This is a genomic window from Streptomyces sp. NPDC091371 (assembly GCF_040684275.1).
Taxonomy (GTDB): Bacteria; Actinomycetota; Actinomycetes; order Streptomycetales; family Streptomycetaceae; genus Streptomyces.
The window spans coordinates 116632-132752 of sequence record NZ_JBFBFP010000001.1; the positions used below are offsets into that span (position 1 = coordinate 116632).

Sequence of the window (16121 nt, forward strand, 5' to 3'; positions counted from 1 at the left end):
GGTCGTGATGGCCTACGCGGCCGATGTTTCACGTGAAACATCGGCGGTCCCGCGCCGGGCGGCACCCCCCGGCCGCAGCAGCGTCGCGGCCAGGGCCATCGCGGCCACGAGGAGCGCCGAGCCGATGAGGAACGCCAGGTGGTAGCCGCCGGTGAGGGCCTCGGCCGGTGAACTCCCGCTCCCGGTCAGGGACTCGGTGCGGGAGGCCGCCAGGGTGGACAGCACGGCCACGCCCAGCGCCATCCCGATCTGCTGGGTGGTGTTGAACAGCCCCGAGGCGAGTCCGGCGTCGCGCTCGTCGGCGCCGGACATGCCCAGCGTCGTGAGGGCCGGCAGCGCCAGGCCGAAGCCGGCGGCCAGCAGCATCACCGGCAGCAGGTCGGTGAGGTAGTCGGCGCGCACCGGGAGCCGGGTCAGCAGGCCGAGGGCCACGACGAGCAGTCCGAGGCCGGCGAGCAGGACGCCCCGCTCCCCGAACCGGGCGTTCAGCCGGGCGGAGACGCCGAGGGAGACCGCGCCGATCACCAGGGCGGCGGGGAGCATCGCCAGGCCGGTGGCCGCGGCTCCGTAGCCCAGCACCTTCTGGAGGTAGAGGGCCACCAGGATCTGGAAGGAGAACAGCGCGGCCACCATCAGCATCTGCACCAGGTTCGCGCCGACCACCGTGCGGGAGCGGAAGATCCGCAGCGGTACCAGCGGGGTGCGGGCCTTGGCCTGGCGCAGGGTGAACGCGGCCAGCAGCGCCGCCGAGAGGGCCCCGAGGCCGAGGGTGTGCGCGGAGGTCCAGCCGTACTGCTCCACCTTGACCACGGTGTAGATGCCGAGCATCAGTCCGGCGGTGACCAGGACCGCGCCGAGTACGTCGGCACCCGCGCGCAGGCCCGGTCCGCCGAGGGCGCTGTCGGCGGGCAGGGCGGGCAGGGCCAGCAGCAGGGCGGCGAGCCCGATGGGCAGGTTGATGAAGAAGATCCAGTGCCAGTCGAGGGCGTCCGTCAGCACACCTCCGAGCACTTGGCCCAGCGAGGCGCCGGCCGCGCCGGTGAAGGAGAAGACGGCGATCGCCTTCGCCCGCTCGCGCGGCTCGGTGAACAGGGTGATCAGGATGCCGAGGCTGACGGCGGAGGCCATCGCGCTGCCGACCCCCTGCAGGAAGCGGGCGGCGATCAGCACGGCGGGGGAGGCGGCGAGGCCGGCGAGGATCGAGGCGCCGGTGAAGACGGCGGTTCCGGCCAGGAACATCTGCTTGCGGCCGATCAGGTCGCCGAGGCGTCCGGCGAGCAGCAGCAGGCTGCCGAAGGCGATCAGGTAGGCGTTCACGACCCAGCTGAGACCGGCCGGGGAGAAGCCCAGGTCGCTCTGGATGGCCGGCATGGCCACCGTGACGATGCTGCCGTCGAGGATCGTCATCAGCATTCCGGTGGAGAGCACGCCGAGGGCGGTCCAGCGGGAGTGCAGGCCGCGCGGGGCGGCGGTGGCCGCCGAGGGGGCGGTGGGCGGAGCGGAGGTGAGCACGGCAGGCATCGGAACTCCAGTCGGTGGGGCGGCAGCGGTCGGTGCGGCCAACTGGTATGACCGTAGCAGATAGTTTTGTTGCAGACTATTTTCTTCGGATCGAATCGGTAGAGTGGATCGCATGACCGCCATGGCACCCACCCGGACCGAGCCCGACCTCTCCTTCCTCCTGGACCACACCAGCCACGTTCTGCGCACCCGCATGGCAGCCGCCCTCGACGAGATCGGCCTCACCCCCCGCATGCACTGCGTCCTCGTCCACGCCCTGGAGGAGGAGCGCACCCAGATCCAGCTCGCCGAGATCGGCGACATGGACAAGACGACGATGGTCGTCACCGTGGACGCCCTGGAGAAGGCCGGCCTGGCCGAACGCCGCCCCTCCGCCAAGGACCGCCGGGCCCGCGTCATCGCCGTCACCGACGAGGGCGCCGCCGTCGCCGTCCAGAGCCAGCGCATCGTCGACCAGGTCCACGCCGACGCCCTCGCCTCCCTCGGCGAAACCGAGCGCACCGCCCTCCTGCGCGCCCTCGGACGCCTCGTCGAAGGCGACCTCGCCACCCCCTCCGAGAGCCCCCGCCCGGCCCGCCGCGCCCGCCAGTAGCAGCCCCCGTACGTCTCCCGCACCTCTCCCGCACCTCTCCCGCACCTCTCCCGCAGGTCCCCCGAACGGCCCAGTCACAGGGCCGCCCGGCGCCCCCTGCCGGACAGTGGAGGAAGGCACCCAGCCGAGGGGGGCACCACCACGCCGGAGGCGTACACACCATGGGACTCTTCGACTTCCTGAAGTCCGACAAGAAGAAGGCGCACGAGGCCGCCGAGAAGGCGAAGGAACAGGTCGAGCAGCAGATGGCCAGGGGAAGCACGCCCCCCGTGAGCCAGGCCTCCGACGCCGCCTCCGCCACCAGGGCCGCCGCCGAGCGCATGGCGGCCGCCGCACCCCCCAAGCCCGCAGCCCCGACCCCCGGGTCGGCCGCCCACAAGGCCGTACCCGTCGCCCCCAAGCCCACCCCCATGCCGCCGAAGCCCACCGCGGCCGGCGTCATGCCCGGCGCCCCGCACACCCCCACCCCGGCCTCCGCCGCGCACAAGGCCGTCCCGGCCGCGCCGGGCCGCAAGCCGATGGCGACGGCCAAGAAGCGCACGTACACCGTCAAGCCCGGCGACTCGCTCTCCGCGATCGCCCGCCACCAGCTCGGCAACGAGGCCCGCTGGCGCGAGCTCTACGCCATGAACAGGGGCGTCATCGGCGCCAACCCCGACCTCATCCACCCGGGGCAGGTCCTCACCCTCCCCACCTGACCGACGCCCGGCGCGGACAACGGGAAAGAACGAAAAGAACGAAGGGGCCCGGATCCACCCAGGATCCGGGCCCCTTCCGCGTCACTCGCCCCTCAGGGCACTCTCAGGACGCTCAGAGCTTCGTGTCCGGCGAGCTCGACCCCGCCTCGCGCTCCTTCTCCGCCAGCTCGTCGTCGAAGCTCGCCGGCTCCGCGTCGCTCGCCGACAGCTCCGTCGCCGCCGGCGGTTCGACGAGCCAGTCCGGGTTCGCCTGCTGGTCCCACCACTTCCACGCCGCGAACGCAACGCCGGCCACCACGCCGGCCAGCACGAAGCCCTTGACCCACCGGCCCGCACGCGCCCGCCGCTCATGGCGCCGCACCAGCTGCTGCACCTCCTTGGCCGACACCTGGCCGCGCAGCGCCGCCAGGGCAGCCGTCGACCGCGAAGCAGCCTCCTCGGCGACCGGAGTGGCCGCCGCGATCGCGCTCTCGATGCGCGGCTGCGTGTATTCGGCGGCCTGGCGCGCCGCCACGAGCGTCTGCTGCACCGCCCTGGTCGCCGCCCGGTCCACATTCGGCGGCACGTGCGTGCGCGCCGCTCGGATCCGGGGCTGCACATGGCATTCGTACGTCGAACGGGCATGCCGCGCGGCCCCGTGGGCGGCGTGCGACACCTTCGGAGCCAGCAGGTCGTTCGCCTCGTGCGCGTAGTGCACCGCCGCGTCCTTGGCGGATCCGGCGTACGGCACCACCACTTCCGCCGCGTGCTTCACGGCTTCCCTGGCGTGCTCGGCGGCCAGGTGCATGTCCTTGCGGGTCACTGGAACCTCCTACTCGGCGGTGGACACAGTTCACCTTTCCACCCTTTCCCGGATCATGCCCTGCATATCGCTGCCCGGCATGCGTGACAGGGCATACGGGTGGACGATTTCTGTGCCGTACAGCCCTCCGTGCGACCATCTGGACCGACAGTGACGACTATGGAAGGCAGATCCGTGGCCGAGAAGCTCTACGCCACCCTGAAGACCAGCGAAGGCGACATCGAGATCGAGCTGCTGCCGAATTTCGCCCCGAAGACCGTCCGCAACTTCGTGGAACTCGCCACCGGCGCCCGTGAATGGACCCGTCCCACCGACGGCCAGAAGACCACGGACCCGCTCTACGACGGCACCGTCTTCCACCGCGTGATCAGCGGATTCATGATCCAGGGCGGCGACCCGCTCGGGAACGGCACCGGCGGCCCCGGCTACCAGTTCGCCGACGAGTTCCACCCCGACCTGGCCTTCACCAAGCCCTACCTGCTCGCCATGGCCAACGCCGGCCCGGGCACCAACGGCTCGCAGTTCTTCATCACCGTCGCGCCCACCGCCTGGCTCACGCGCAAGCACACCATCTTCGGCGAGGTCACCGACCAGGCCAGCAAGCAGGTCGTGCACGCCATCGCGGCCAGCGCCACCAACCCCCGCACCGAGCGGCCGGTGGAAGACGTCGTCATCAAGTCCGTCGTCATCGAGAAGCGCTGACCCACGACCCCGGGGGAACCGATGGACACCGACCGTCTGCCGCGCTGCTACCGCCACCCGGACCGCGACACGGGAATCAGCTGCACCCGCTGCGAGCGTCCCATCTGCCCCGAGTGCATGATCAGCGCCTCGGTCGGCTTCCAGTGCCCCGAATGCGTCCGAGACGGCTCCGGCACCGGGCACCGCCCCGCCGCGAACGTGCCGCGCAACCTCGCGGGCGGGGTGGTCACGGGCGACCCCCAGCTGGTCACCAAGATCCTCATCGCGGTCAACGCCGCGGTGTTCCTGCTCGGGCTGGTCGCCCCGGCCGTCGTCATCCACCTGGAGCTGCTCGGCCGGTACCGGGAATTCCCCGGCGGCCCCATCGAAGGGATCTCCACCGGCCAGTACCACCGCCTGCTGACCTCGGTGTTCCTCCACGTCGAGTGGTGGCACATCTTCGGCAACATGATCGGCCTGTGGTTCATCGGCGGCCCGCTGGAAGCGGCCCTGGGCCGCGCCCGCTACCTCGCCGTCTACCTGCTCTCCGGCCTCGGCGCCAGCGCCTTCGTCTATCTGCTGAGCCCGCCGAACACCCCGACCCTCGGCGCGTCCGGCGCCGTCTTCGGCCTGCTCGGCGCCACCGTCGTCCTGGCGCGCCGGCTGCGCTACGAGATGCGGCCGGTGATCGTCATGGTCGTACTGATGCTGGTGCTGACCTTCGTACCGCTCGGCGGCGCGCTGTCCGTGTCCTGGCAGGCCCACGTCGGCGGCCTGATCACCGGCGGACTGCTGGGTCTGGGCATGCTGTGGCCCGCCACCGGCAGGAACCGCACACTGGTCCAATGGGGAACCTGCGCGGCGGTATTCCTGCTGGCCGCGGCGGTGATCCTGCTCCGGACGGCGGAACTCACCTGATCACACCACCGTCAACCCTCCACAGAGTTATCCACAGATCTTCTGTCTTTTCCTCAGGTGTGGATGACGCTGTGGATAACTCATGGGGAGAGCTTGCGTCAGAGACGGATCGGTGCTGGATCCGGTGTCACTTCCACTGCGTCGAGACGCCGAATCCCGCCGCGATGAATCCGAATCCGACCACGATGTTCCAATTGCCCAGGGATTCGATGGGCAGGCGGGTCTCGGTCACATAGAAAACGACGATCCACGCGAGTCCGATGAGGAAGAGCGCCAGCATGACCGGAGCGACCCAGCTGCGGTTCGTCAGCCGGATGCTCTGCGGCTGCCGAGTCGGCGGCGGCGTGTAGTCGTCCTTCTTGCGGATACGTGACTTCGGCACGAGGGGCTCTCCTGTCGATGGGCTGGGGACCTTGCCTGCCCCGGGCGTCCGTTAGCGTAGTGGACCTGTGGCGTTGAAGGAGAAGGGTACGTTGAGCAATTCCGACGACTCCTCCGCGGGTGTCCGACGCCGGGCCAGGCCGGTCCGGCTGCTGACGGCCGCGGTCTTCGCCCTGGCCGGGCTGCTCTTCGTCACCAGCTTCAACACCTCCAAGGGTACGAACCTCCGGACCGACGCCTCGATGCTGAAGCTGTCGGACCTCATCCACGAGCGCAGCCAGAACAATGCCGAGCTGGAGCAGAGCATGGGCGCGGTACGGCGCCGGGTGGACGCCCTCGCCGAGCGTGACGACGGCAGCACCAAGGCCGAGGACGCCAAGCTGGCCGCCCTGCGCGCGGCCTCGGGTACCGAGGAGCTGTCCGGCAAGGGCCTGACGGTCACCCTCAACGACGCCCCGCCGAACGCCACCGCCCGCATCCCCAACGTGCCCGAGCCGCAGCCCAACGACCTGGTGATCCACCAGCAGGACCTGCAGGCCGTGGTGAACGCCCTGTGGCAGGGCGGCGCCGAGGGCATCCAGGTCATGGACCAGCGGCTGATCTCCACCAGCGCGGTGCGCTGCGTGGGCAACACGCTGATCCTCCAGGGCCGCGTCTACTCGCCGCCGTACAAGATCTCGGCGGTCGGCGACCCGGCCGCGCTGCGCAAGGCGATGGCGGCCTCGCCGGCCCTGCAGAACTACCAGCTGTACGTGAACGCGTACGGGCTCGGCTGGAAAGTGGACGAGCACAAGGCGCTGACACTTCCGGGCTACTCCGGCACAGTGGACCTCCACTATGCGAAGCCGGTGGGCCCTGCCAATGAAGCGAGTCACTCCTGACCTCGTACTGCGCCTGGTGGTACGGACGTTCAGCGAGGTGTGCCTGACCGCGGGCACCTTGATCGTGCTGTTCGTGGCGTACGTGCTGCTGTGGACCGGGGTCAAGGCCGACCTGGCCATGGAGGGGGAGATGTCGGCCCTGCGCGACCGCTGGGCGGCGGCCCCCGCGGCCGCCCCCGCCCCCGCCCCGCAGCCGACGGCCGCCGCGCCCGCTCCCGCCCCGGCCGCCCCTCCCGCACCGGAGCCGGCGGGCTATCCGGCGGGCCGGGCCTTCGCCGAGATGTACATCCCGCGCTTCGGCCGGGACTGGAAGAAGCCCGTCCTGGAGGGCACCGACCCCGAGGTGCTGAAGAAGGGCCTCGGCCACTACCCGGGCACGGCCCGCCTCGGCGCCGCCGGGAACTTCTCGGTCGCCGGCCACCGCCGCACGTACGGCGACCCCTTCAAGGACTTCCCCGAGCTGCGCCCGGGTGACGAGGTGATCCTCAAGGACGCCACCGGCTGGTACACGTACACCGTGCGCGGCGGTCCCCTGCGCACGCTGCCGACCGAGGTCGGGGTGGTCGACCCGGTGCCGGCGAAGTCGCCGTTCACGACGCCCGGCCGCTATCTGACCCTCACGACCTGTGACCCGGAGTGGGGCCACAGCCACCGGCTCGTCGTCTGGGCGGAACTGACCGGCACGCGCGCCGCGGGGCAGGGCAGGCCGGAGGGTTTGGCGAGCTGACCCACCCGCCGGGCCGCTGGCTTTAGTCTGTTCGCGTACCGCCTCCCGCGGTGCTTGGAACAAACGTGGACGAAAAGGAAACAGGCGGCATGTACGGCTGGATCTGGCGTCATCTGCCGGGCAACGCGTGGGTACGCGCGCTGATCTCCCTCGTACTGGTCCTCGCGGTGGTCTTCGTGCTCTTCCAGTACGTCTTCCCCTGGGCCGAGCCGCTCCTGCCTTTCAACGACGTGACGGTGGACGAGGGATCGGGAGTCACTCCGTGAGCGCGCGCATTCTTGTCGTGGACAACTACGACAGCTTTGTCTTCAACCTGGTCCAGTACCTCTACCAGCTCGGGGCCGAGTGCGAGGTGCTGCGCAACGACGAGGTCGAGCTCTCCCACGCGCAGGACGGTTTCGACGGCGTGCTGCTCTCCCCGGGGCCCGGGACGCCGGAGGAGGCGGGGGTCTGCGTCGACATGGTCCGCCACTGCGCGCAGACCGGCGTCCCCGTCTTCGGCGTGTGCCTCGGCATGCAGTCGATGGCGGTGGCGTACGGGGGCGTCGTGGGCCGGGCGCCGGAGCTGCTGCACGGCAAGACCTCGCCGGTGGTCCACGAGGGCCAGGGCGTGTTCGAGGGGCTGCCGTCGCCCTTCACCGCGACCCGCTACCACTCGCTCGCCGCCGAGCCGCCGACCCTGCCGGACACGCTGGAGGTCACGGCGCGGACGGAGGACGGGATCATCATGGGCCTGCGCCACCGCGAGTACGACGTCGAGGGCGTCCAGTTCCACCCCGAGTCGGTGCTCACCGAGTGGGGCCACCGGATGCTGGCGAACTGGCTGGTGCGCTGCGGTGACGCGGGCGCGGTGGAGCGGTCGGTGGGGCTCGCTCCGGTGGTGGGCAAGGCCGTCGCGTGACGGCGGTCGCGCCGTCCGCGCCCACGGAGGGCCGGGCCGCGCGACGCAGGGCAGCGCAGGAGGCCGCCAAGCGGGCCGCCAGGCAGAGCAGGAGACGGGGCGGGCGGCGGCGCAGGCGGCCGGCGTCGGGCGGACCGGTGATCGTCCTGAGCCGGCTGGGCGGCGAGCTGTTCATCACGATGGGCGTGGTGATGCTGCTGTTCGTCGCCTACCAGCTCTGGTACACGAACCTGCTGGGGCAGTGGACGGCGGACGGCGCCGCGGGCTCGCTCCAGCAGACCTGGCAGCGGGAGCCGGGCGGCGGCACGCCTTCCGGGGACGGGGGCGGGGGCGGGGCCGGGGCCGCGGCGCCGCCGGTGACGGCCTTCGAGCCGGGCCAGGGTTTCGCGATCCTGTACATCCCGAAGCTGGACGTGAAGGTGCCGGTCGCGGAGGGCGTCAGCAAGCCGAAGGTGCTGGACCGGGGGATGGTCGGGCACTACGGCGAGGGTGCGCTGAAGACGGCGATGCCGGCGGACAAGCAGGGCAACTTCGCGGTGGCGGGCCACCGCAACACACACGGCGAGCCCTTCCGCTACATCAACAAGCTGGTGCCGGGGGACCCCGTGGTGGTGGAGACCCGGGACGCGTACTACACGTACGAGACGACCTCGACGCTGGCGCAGACCCCGCCGACGAACGTGTCGGTGATCAAGCCGGTGCCGGAGGGTTCGGGGTTCACCTCGCCCGGGCGGTACATCACGCTGACGACCTGCACGCCCGAGTTCACCAGCACCTATCGGATGATCGTATGGGGCAGGATGACCGATGAACGCCCGCGCAGCCAGGGCCCGCCGCCCGCGCTGACCAGCTAAGGACGAATCGCCGTGTCCCGTGCCCGCCGCCGCACCGCGGCCCCGCCCGCGCCTGAGCCCGCCGGCGGCCGCAGCCTGCTCGCCGGGTTCCTGAGCCTGCTGGGCGAGGTCCTGATCACGGCGGGCCTGGTACTGGCCCTGTTCGTGGCGTACTCGCTGTGGTGGACGAACGTCCTCGCGGACCGGCAGGCGTCGGCGCGCGGCGACGAGATCCGCCAGCAGTGGCAGGCCCCGGCGACGGCCGCGCCGGCGGAGCCGGGTGCGCTGGACGTCCAGGGCGGGATCGGCTTCCTGCACGTCCCGGCGATGAAGAACGGCGAGGTGCTGGTCAAGAAGGGCACCGACCCGGACACCCTCGACGACGGCGTCGCGGGCTACTACACGGAGCCGGTGAAGTCGGCGCTGCCGTGGGACGGGAAGGGGAACTTCACCCTCGCCGCGCACCGGGACGGACACGGCGCGAAGTTCCACAACATCGACAAGGTGAAGAACGGCGACGCGATCGTCTTCGAGACGCGGGACACCTGGTACGTGTACAAGGTCTTCGCGGAGCTGCGCCAGACGTCGAAGTACAACACGGACGTGATCAACCCGGTCCCGAAGGACTCGGGCAAGACGGCCGAGGGCCGCTACATCACGCTGACCACGTGCACGCCGGTGTACACGTCGAAGTACCGGTACGTGGTGTGGGGCGAGCTGGTGCGGACGGAGAAAGTGGACGCGGGGCGGACGCCGCCGGCGGAGTTGCGGTGACTGACCTCCTTTGAGGAGGTCAGTCAGCGGTGGACCTGTGGATAAGTCGGCGTTTGATAGTGACAACTTGTCACTATCAAGTCAGCGCAGCACCTGGAGCTGGACTCCCGCGCTCCAGGCCTCCAGAAGGCCCCTGTGAACGGCTGTGACGCCTCCCTGGGCGGCGATGGCCAGGGACTCCCGGGTGAAGGCGCACGTGGCCACGTAGAGGGCCACGTCGGCCTTGTGGAGGACCTTCGAGGCGCCGAGGAACTTCTGCATCTCGCCGCTGAGCACGTGCCGGAAGGGCGCGAAGTTCTTGCACTGCACGGCGACCGTGCGGCCGTCGGCGGTGCGGGCGGAGATGTCGACCCCGCGGTCGCCGCCGTGCCCGCCGTACAGCTCGACGTCGGTGCAGCCGTCACGCCGCAGCAGCCCGGCGACGTGCTCTTCGAACTCCCGCCAGTTCATGGCGTCGATGGTCCCGATGACCCCGGTGAGGGCCTTCACGTCCTGGCCGCGCTGGAGGCGGCTGAGCTGGATGTCGTGCTCGATGAGTTTCATCTGGATCTGCTGGACGTCCTCCCGGAGGGAGATCAGCTCGCGGCTCTGCTCGCCGGATGTCTCGATGAGAGCGTTGAACATGGGCACGACGGTCTTGCCGAGTACGTCCGTGATGCGGCTGTCGACGCGCTCGTCGAGCCCGTCCCAACTCGCCCTGTGGATAAGGTTATCCACAGGGCGAGTACGGACCTCGTACTCGGCGTCGAGGAGGTACGTACGCACCTGACGTGCGACTTCGCTGTCCCGGAGGAGCATTCCAACGTTGAGTACGGCCCGCCGGGAGAAGATCGCGAGTGACGCGGAGCGTGACTGGGAGCGACTGAGTGCCTTAAAGGCACTCAGTTGTGTACCTGTCAGGACGTGATAGCCGTTGGCTTCCAGCTCGTCGCGGTGGTCTGCGATAAGTGAGCGGATGGCTGTGACGTTCACTTCGTAGTACGCCGCCACCATCGCCGTCGTCACGTGCAGCCCGTCCGGCAGCAGGGACAGCGCCTTCACCTTGTCCAGGACGTGCGTCCGTTCCAGCACGCTCGTGCGCAGGGTCTTGGACTCCAGCAGTACCGACTCGTTGATCACGGCTCTCCGCTCCTCCCCGGCGGAGCCCGATACCCCACCCCATCCGGGGTAACGAATTCGCACATATGAAGACACGTACGGAAAAAGGTCCGGCCCCTCTCCTCGGAGAGGGGCCGGACCCATACGTGCGGGGCGGGTGCCGCGGTTAGCGGCGGCCGCCCGTCAGGCCTCCGAAGAGGCCGCCGTCCTGCTGCTGGCCCGCGGCCGTCCAGATGTCGATGTTCGTGCCGGTGTTGACCGGGCTGCCGGCGGTCGGGTTGGTGGCGATCACCAACGCGTTGTCGTCCGTCGGGCCGGTGATGGTGCCCGGCTTCAGGTTGGCGCGGCGGAGTTCGTCCTTGTACTGGCCCAGCGTCCGGTTGGCCGGCTGCGGGACCGTGGTCTGCTGGCTGGCCTTGGCGATGGTCACGTTGACCGTCTTGTTGACGTCCAGCGACTCACCCGGCGCGTACTGCTGCTCGATGATCGTCTTCGGCGCGGCCCCGGGGGACTCGACCTCCGTCGTGCTGCCGAGCCGCAGCTTCGCCGCGGTGAGGGCCGCGATCGCCTCTTCCTTGGTCTTGCCCTTGAGGTCCGGGACCGTGGCCTTGGAGAGTTCCTTGGCGACGGTCAGCGTGATGACGGAGTTCTTCTCCGCCTCGCCGCCCGCCTTCGGGTTCTGGTCGAGGACGGTGCCGGCGGGGCGCTCGGACTCCTGGGGCTTGCGGTCGACCTGGAAGCCCCTCTCCTTGAGCATTGCCTCGGCCTGTTCGTAGGTCAGGCTGACCACGCTGGGGACCGGGACCTTGGGTGCGCCCGTGGAGACCGTCACCGTGACCGTGGAGTTCTTTTCGACCTTGGTGTCGGGGGCCTTGTCCTGCTTGCAGACGTTGCCCTTGGGCTGGTCCGGGCAGGCCTCGTCGGCGCCCTTGACGACCTTGATGCCGACGTTCTCGCCGCTCTTCTGGGCCTGTTCCAGGGTCTGGCCGATGAGCTTGGGTACGGAGGGCCGGTTGTCGGCGGTGTCGCTCATGAAGGCGCGGCCGATGAGGATGGCTCCGATGAGGACGAGGAGGCCGGCCGCGACGAGCAGGATCGTGGAGGCTTTGCTCTTCTGGCTCTGGCGGCGGCGCGGGCCCTGGTCGTAGCCGCCGTGGCCCTGGTTGCCGCCGTAGCCGCCGTCGTTCTGGTTCATCGGCGGGAGCATGGAGGTCTGGCCGGGGTCGGCGGTGCGCAGGGCGGTGGTGGGCTGGTCGTAGCCCTGCTGTCCGTAGCCGTGGCCCTGGTCGCCGGGGTAGCCGTAGCCGGCGGCGCCCATGGCGGCGGTGGCGGCTACGGGCTGGCCGTCGAGGCAGGCCTCGATGTCGGCGCGCATCTCGTCGGCGGACTGGTAGCGGTAGTCGGGGTCCTTGACCAGTGCCTTGAGGACGATGGCGTCCATTTCGGGCGTGATCTCGGGGTCGAAGTTCGACGGCGGCTGCGGTTCTTCCCGTACGTGCTGGTAGGCGACGGCGACGGGGGAGTCGCCGACGAACGGGGGCCGGACGCTGAGGAGCTCGTAGAGGAGGCAGCCCGCGGAGTAGAGGTCGGAGCGTGCGTCGACCTGTTCGCCCTTGGCCTGCTCGGGGGAGAGGTACTGGGCGGTGCCGATGACGGCCGCGGTCTGTGTCATGGTCATGCCGGAGTCGCCCATGGCGCGGGCGATGCCGAAGTCCATGACCTTGACCTGGCCGGTGCGGGTCAGCATGACGTTGGCGGGCTTGATGTCGCGGTGGACGATGCCGGCGCGGTGCGAGTACTCGAGGGCCTGGAGGATGCCGATGCACATCTCCAGGGTGCGCTCGGGCAGCAGTTTGCGGCCGGAGTGCAGGAGTTCGCGCAGCGTGGATCCGTCGACGTACTCCATCACGATGTACGGGATGGAGATGTTGTCGACGTAGTCCTCGCCGGTGTCGTAGACGGCGACGATCGCCGGGTGGTTCAGCGACGCGGCCGACTGGGCCTCGCGCCGGAACCGGGCCTGGAAGGACGGGTCGCGGGCGAGGTCGGCGCGCAGGGTCTTGACGGCGACGGTACGACCGAGCCGGGTGTCGTGGGCGAGGTAGACCTCGGCCATGCCACCGCGGCCGAGCACGTGGCTCAGCTCGTACCGGCCGCCGAGGCGACGCGGCTCTTCCATAACGTGCAGCCCTCTCCGTCAGTCCCGACCGCACCTGTGTGTGGTCCGGCGGTGTGCTGTTCGCGCAAAGGCTACCGGCCGATCGTCTGTGATCGGATCGTGGCCACAGTCTGATACTGGACCGGTACCGTGCGCTCGGATCCGGGCGTGATCAGTGATGTGGATCACTCCGCCGCGGTCCGTCATCAGTGGGTCACTCCTGGCTCATGCCGGGCCGGTTCAGCCCTTGCTCTTGTTGAGGACGGCTTCCATGACCGCCTTGGCCACGGGGGCGGCGAGGCCGCCGCCGCTGATGTCCTCGCGGTCCGCGTTGCTGTCCTCGATGACGACGGCGACGGCGACGGGGGAGGTGCCGTCGGGGTTCTCGGCGTAGGAGATGAACCAGGCGTAGGGCTTCTTGGCGTTCTTCTCGCCGTGCTGGGCGGTGCCGGTCTTGCCGCCGACGGTGGTTCCGTTGATCTTGGCCTTGGTGCCGGTGCCGTTCTCGACGACGTTGACCATCATCTGCTGGACCTTCTGCGCGTTGGCGGCGGAGAGGGGCCGGCTCATTTCCTGCGGCTCGTGCTTCTCGATGACGTCGAGGTTGGGGGCGGTGAGCTGGTCGACCATGTACGGCTTCATGAGCTTGCCGTCGTTGGCGATCGCGGCGGTGACCATGGCCATCTGGAGCGGGGTGGCGGCGGTGTTGAACTGGCCGATGGCGCTCTGGGCGTTGCCGTCCTTGCCCATGGTCTTGTCGTAGATGCTGGCGAAGGCGCGGACCGGGGTGTCGATCTTGTCGTTGTTGAAGCCGAACTTCTGCGCGGTCTCCACCATCTTGTCGCGGGTGACCTTGTCGCCCATGTTGGCGAAGACCGAGTTGCAGGAGACTTCGAGGGCCTTGTTGAGGCTGAACTTCTCGCAGTTCATGTTGTGCGAGTTGGGCAGTTGGGTCCTGGTGCCCGGCAGGATGTACGGCTCGGGGGTGTCGGTCGGGGCGTTGATGTCCTGGACGACGCCGTGCTCGAGGGCGGCGGCGGCGGTGACGACCTTGAAGGTGGAGCCGGGCGGGTAGGTCTCGCGCAGGGCGCGGTTGACGAGCTTCTTGTCCTCGCTGTCCTTCAGTTCGACCCAGGCCTTCTCGTCGGTCTTGGAGTTGCCGGCGAAGCTGGAGGGGTCGTACGAGGGGGTGGAGACGAGGGCGAGGATGGCGCCGGTGCGGGGGTCGATCGCGGCGACGGCGCCCTTCTTGCTGCCGAGCTTGTCGAAGGCGGCCTTCTGGGCGGCGGGGTTGAGCGTGGTGACGACGTTGCCGCCCTGCTTCTTCTCGCCGGTGAACATGCCGATGGTGCGGTCGAAGAAGAGCCGGTCGTCGTTGCCGGTGAGGATGCCGTCTTCGAGGGATTCGAGCTGGGTGGAGCCGAAGGCCTGGGAGGCGTACCCGGTGACGGGGGCCCACAGGGGGCCGTCCTTGTAGGTCCGCTTGAACTTGTAGTCGCTGCCGTCGGTGACCGCGGAGCCGGTGATCGGTTCGCCCGCGACGATGATGTTGCCGCGTTCGGTGGCGTACTGGGCGATCTGGACCCGGCGGTTCTCCTTGCGCGTGCTGAGTTCCTCGGCCTTTACGTACTGGAGCCAGTTCGTACGGATCAGCAGCGCGAGGACGAGCAGCCCGCAGAACAGCGAGATGCGGCGCAGGGGCTTGTTCATGACGGGCGGACCACCTGGGTCATCTCGGAGTCGGGGGACGGGGCGGGGGCCGGGGCGGGGCGGCGTGCGGTGTCGCTGATCCGGATGAGGATGCCGATGAGGGCCCAGTTCGCGAGGACGGAGGAGCCGCCCGAGGCGAGGAAGGGCATGGTCATGCCGGTGAGGGGGATGAGGCCCATGACTCCGCCGGCGACGACGAAGATCTGGAGGGCGAAGGCGCCGGAGAGACCGATGGCGAAGAGCTTGCCGAAGGGGTCGCGGGCGGCGAGCGCGGTGCGGACACCGCGTTCGATGATCAGGCCGTAGAGCAGGAGGAAGGCCATGACCCCGGTGAGGCCGAGCTCTTCGCCGACGGTGGCGAAGATGAAGTCGGAGTTGGTGGCGAAGCCGATCAGATCGGAGTTGCCCTGGCCCCAGCCGGTGCCGAGGACTCCGCCGGAGCCGAAGCTCATGATCGACTGGGCGATCTGCTCGCACGCGCCGGCGTCGCTGTCCATGCGCTGCCAGCAGCCGAAGGGGTCCAGCCAGGCGCTGACGCGGGCTCCGACGTGGCTGGAGAAGGAGGCGACGACGACGGCGCCGCCGACGGACATCAGCAGGCCGATGACGATCCAGCTGGTCCTCTCGGTCGCCACGTACAGCATGATCACGAACATGCCGAAGAACAGCAGTGAGGTGCCGAGGTCGTTCTCGAAGATCAGGATGAGCAGGCTCACGGCCCAGATCACGAGGATCGGGCCGAGGTCGCGGCCGCGGGGCAGGTAGAGGCCCATGAACCGGCGGGAGGCCAGGGCCAGGGCGTCGCGCTTCACCATCAGGTAGCCGGCGAAGAAGACCGCGAGGACGATCTTCGCGAACTCGCCGGGCTGGATGGAGAAGCCGGCGACGCGGATCCAGATCTTGGCGCCGAAGACGTCCGCGCCGAGGCCGGGGACGAGCGGCAGGAGGAGCAGCACCAGGGCGGTCACCATCGAGATGTAGGTGAACCGCTGGAGCGTGCGGTGGTCCTTGAAGACCAGGAGGACGCCGGAGAACAGGGCGATGCCGAGCGCCGTGTAGAGCATCTGGTTGGGCGCGGACTCGGAGAACGCGCCGAAGGCCGCCTTGGCGCGGTTCTGCAGGCGTTCCGACTGGTCGAGGCGCCAGATCAGCACCAGGCCGAGCCCGTTGAGCAGGATGCCGAGGGGCAGCAGCAGCGGGTCGGCGTACTTGGCGTAGCGGCGTACGACGAGGTGCGCGATCCCGGCGAGGGCCGCGAGGGCGAGGCCGTAGAGCAGCATGCCGGGGGGCAGGCTGCCGTTCATCGCGAGGCCCACGTTGGCGTAGGCGAAGATCGGGATGACCACGGCGAAGCCGAGCAGCAGGAGCTCGGTGTTCCGCCGGCTCGGCAGCTCGATGGCGCCGATGGTGGTCGTGTTGGTGACAACGCTCATGGTGTGGCGGGCC

At 69.6% G+C, this 16121-nt stretch carries 16 protein-coding genes and 1 pseudogene; 10 read left to right on the forward strand and 7 right to left on the reverse strand.

The window, feature by feature from the left end; all coding sequences use genetic code 11:
* Positions 1–12: 12 nt before the first annotated feature.
* On the reverse strand, positions 13–1521 hold the full coding sequence (locus AB0O21_RS00540; protein ID WP_365164416.1) for an MFS transporter: 1509 nt from the start codon (positions 1519–1521) through the stop codon (positions 13–15).
* 112 nt (positions 1522–1633) lie between these two features.
* Between AB0O21_RS00540 and AB0O21_RS00545 the strand changes: the two genes are divergently transcribed.
* Entirely contained in the window at positions 1634–2113 is a 480-nt protein-coding gene (locus tag AB0O21_RS00545) for a MarR family winged helix-turn-helix transcriptional regulator (RefSeq protein ID WP_365164418.1), read from the forward strand.
* A gap of 161 nt (positions 2114–2274) precedes the next feature.
* Entirely contained in the window at positions 2275–2811 is a 537-nt protein-coding gene (locus tag AB0O21_RS00550) for a LysM domain-containing protein (protein WP_365164420.1), read from the forward strand.
* 112 nt (positions 2812–2923) lie between these two features.
* On the opposite strand, the gene AB0O21_RS00555 is transcribed toward AB0O21_RS00550, so the two are convergent.
* Entirely contained in the window at positions 2924–3613 is a 690-nt protein-coding gene (locus AB0O21_RS00555) for a DUF5324 family protein (protein ID WP_365164423.1), read from the reverse strand.
* A 174-nt stretch (positions 3614–3787) separates the two neighbouring features.
* Between AB0O21_RS00555 and AB0O21_RS00560 the strand changes: the two genes are divergently transcribed.
* Positions 3788–4315: a peptidylprolyl isomerase gene (locus AB0O21_RS00560; RefSeq protein ID WP_365165397.1), complete on the forward strand. Its 528-nt coding sequence runs from the start codon at positions 3788–3790 to the stop codon at positions 4313–4315.
* 21 nt (positions 4316–4336) lie between these two features.
* On the forward strand, positions 4337–5212 hold the full coding sequence (locus AB0O21_RS00565; protein ID WP_365164425.1) for a rhomboid family intramembrane serine protease: 876 nt from the start codon (positions 4337–4339) through the stop codon (positions 5210–5212).
* A gap of 127 nt (positions 5213–5339) precedes the next feature.
* Here AB0O21_RS00565 and crgA read toward each other — a convergent pair whose 3' ends face one another.
* Positions 5340–5594 (reverse strand): cell division protein CrgA, encoded by a 255-nt coding sequence (gene crgA, locus AB0O21_RS00570; protein ID WP_329382439.1) that lies wholly within the window; start codon positions 5592–5594, stop codon positions 5340–5342.
* A gap of 91 nt (positions 5595–5685) precedes the next feature.
* On the opposite strand from crgA, the gene AB0O21_RS00575 reads away from it, so the two are divergent.
* The 6 genes and pseudogenes from AB0O21_RS00575 to AB0O21_RS00600 all read left to right on the forward strand — a co-directional run bounded on the left by AB0O21_RS00575 (position 5686) and on the right by AB0O21_RS00600 (position 9709).
* Positions 5686–6474, forward strand: a complete 789-nt coding sequence (locus AB0O21_RS00575; RefSeq protein WP_365164428.1) for a DUF881 domain-containing protein — start codon at positions 5686–5688, stop codon at positions 6472–6474.
* The gene (locus AB0O21_RS00580) at positions 6455–7201 is read left to right on the forward strand and encodes a class E sortase (protein WP_365164430.1); all 747 of its coding nucleotides are present in this window, start codon (positions 6455–6457) and stop codon (positions 7199–7201) included. Before AB0O21_RS00575 ends, AB0O21_RS00580 begins: the two co-directional genes overlap by 20 nt.
* A 65-nt stretch (positions 7202–7266) precedes the next feature.
* The gene (locus AB0O21_RS00585; protein ID WP_329391308.1) at positions 7267–7467 is read left to right on the forward strand and encodes a hypothetical protein; all 201 of its coding nucleotides are present in this window, start codon (positions 7267–7269) and stop codon (positions 7465–7467) included.
* Positions 7464–8102: an aminodeoxychorismate/anthranilate synthase component II gene (locus AB0O21_RS00590; protein WP_365164432.1), complete on the forward strand. Its 639-nt coding sequence runs from the start codon at positions 7464–7466 to the stop codon at positions 8100–8102. Before AB0O21_RS00585 ends, AB0O21_RS00590 begins: the two co-directional genes overlap by 4 nt.
* 134 nt (positions 8103–8236) lie before the next feature.
* Positions 8237–8956, forward strand: a pseudogene (locus AB0O21_RS00595) (class E sortase); the annotation flags it as partial.
* Between the two features lie 12 nt (positions 8957–8968).
* Positions 8969–9709, forward strand: a complete 741-nt coding sequence (locus AB0O21_RS00600) for a class E sortase (protein WP_365164433.1) — start codon at positions 8969–8971, stop codon at positions 9707–9709.
* Positions 9710–9790: 81 nt separating this feature from the next.
* Here AB0O21_RS00600 and AB0O21_RS00605 read toward each other — a convergent pair whose 3' ends face one another.
* The 4 genes from AB0O21_RS00605 to AB0O21_RS00620 all read right to left on the reverse strand — a co-directional run bounded on the left by AB0O21_RS00605 (position 9791) and on the right by AB0O21_RS00620 (position 16108).
* Positions 9791–10828 carry a restriction endonuclease gene (locus AB0O21_RS00605; RefSeq protein ID WP_365164435.1) on the reverse strand — a complete coding sequence of 346 codons (1038 nt, stop codon included), beginning with the start codon at positions 10826–10828 and terminating at the stop codon, positions 9791–9793.
* 145 nt (positions 10829–10973) lie between these two features.
* Entirely contained in the window at positions 10974–12986 is a 2013-nt protein-coding gene (gene pknB, locus AB0O21_RS00610; protein WP_365164437.1) for a Stk1 family PASTA domain-containing Ser/Thr kinase, read from the reverse strand.
* 219 nt (positions 12987–13205) lie between these two features.
* The gene (locus AB0O21_RS00615) at positions 13206–14675 is read right to left on the reverse strand and encodes a penicillin-binding transpeptidase domain-containing protein (protein ID WP_365164439.1); all 1470 of its coding nucleotides are present in this window, start codon (positions 14673–14675) and stop codon (positions 13206–13208) included.
* Positions 14672–16108 carry an FtsW/RodA/SpoVE family cell cycle protein gene (locus AB0O21_RS00620; protein ID WP_365164441.1) on the reverse strand — a complete coding sequence of 479 codons (1437 nt, stop codon included), beginning with the start codon at positions 16106–16108 and terminating at the stop codon, positions 14672–14674. Before AB0O21_RS00620 ends, AB0O21_RS00615 begins: the two co-directional genes overlap by 4 nt.
* Positions 16109–16121: the final 13 nt, after the last annotated feature.

Excerpts from the sequence above, each read along its gene's own strand:
- AB0O21_RS00540 (WP_365164416.1), bottom strand. The coding sequence starts at position 1,521 with ATGCCTGCCGTGCTCACCTCCGCTCCGCCCACCGCCCCCTCGGCGGCC.
- AB0O21_RS00545 (WP_365164418.1), top strand. The coding sequence starts at position 1,634 with ATGACCGCCATGGCACCCACCCGGACCGAGCCCGACCTCTCCTTCCTC.
- AB0O21_RS00550 (WP_365164420.1), top strand. The coding sequence starts at position 2,275 with ATGGGACTCTTCGACTTCCTGAAGTCCGACAAGAAGAAGGCGCACGAG.
- AB0O21_RS00565 (WP_365164425.1), top strand. The coding sequence starts at position 4,337 with ATGGACACCGACCGTCTGCCGCGCTGCTACCGCCACCCGGACCGCGAC.
- AB0O21_RS00580 (WP_365164430.1), top strand. The coding sequence starts at position 6,455 with ATGAAGCGAGTCACTCCTGACCTCGTACTGCGCCTGGTGGTACGGACG.
- pknB (WP_365164437.1), bottom strand. The coding sequence starts at position 12,986 with ATGGAAGAGCCGCGTCGCCTCGGCGGCCGGTACGAGCTGAGCCACGTG.
- AB0O21_RS00615 (WP_365164439.1), bottom strand. The coding sequence starts at position 14,675 with ATGAACAAGCCCCTGCGCCGCATCTCGCTGTTCTGCGGGCTGCTCGTC.
- AB0O21_RS00620 (WP_365164441.1), bottom strand. The coding sequence starts at position 16,108 with ATGAGCGTTGTCACCAACACGACCACCATCGGCGCCATCGAGCTGCCG.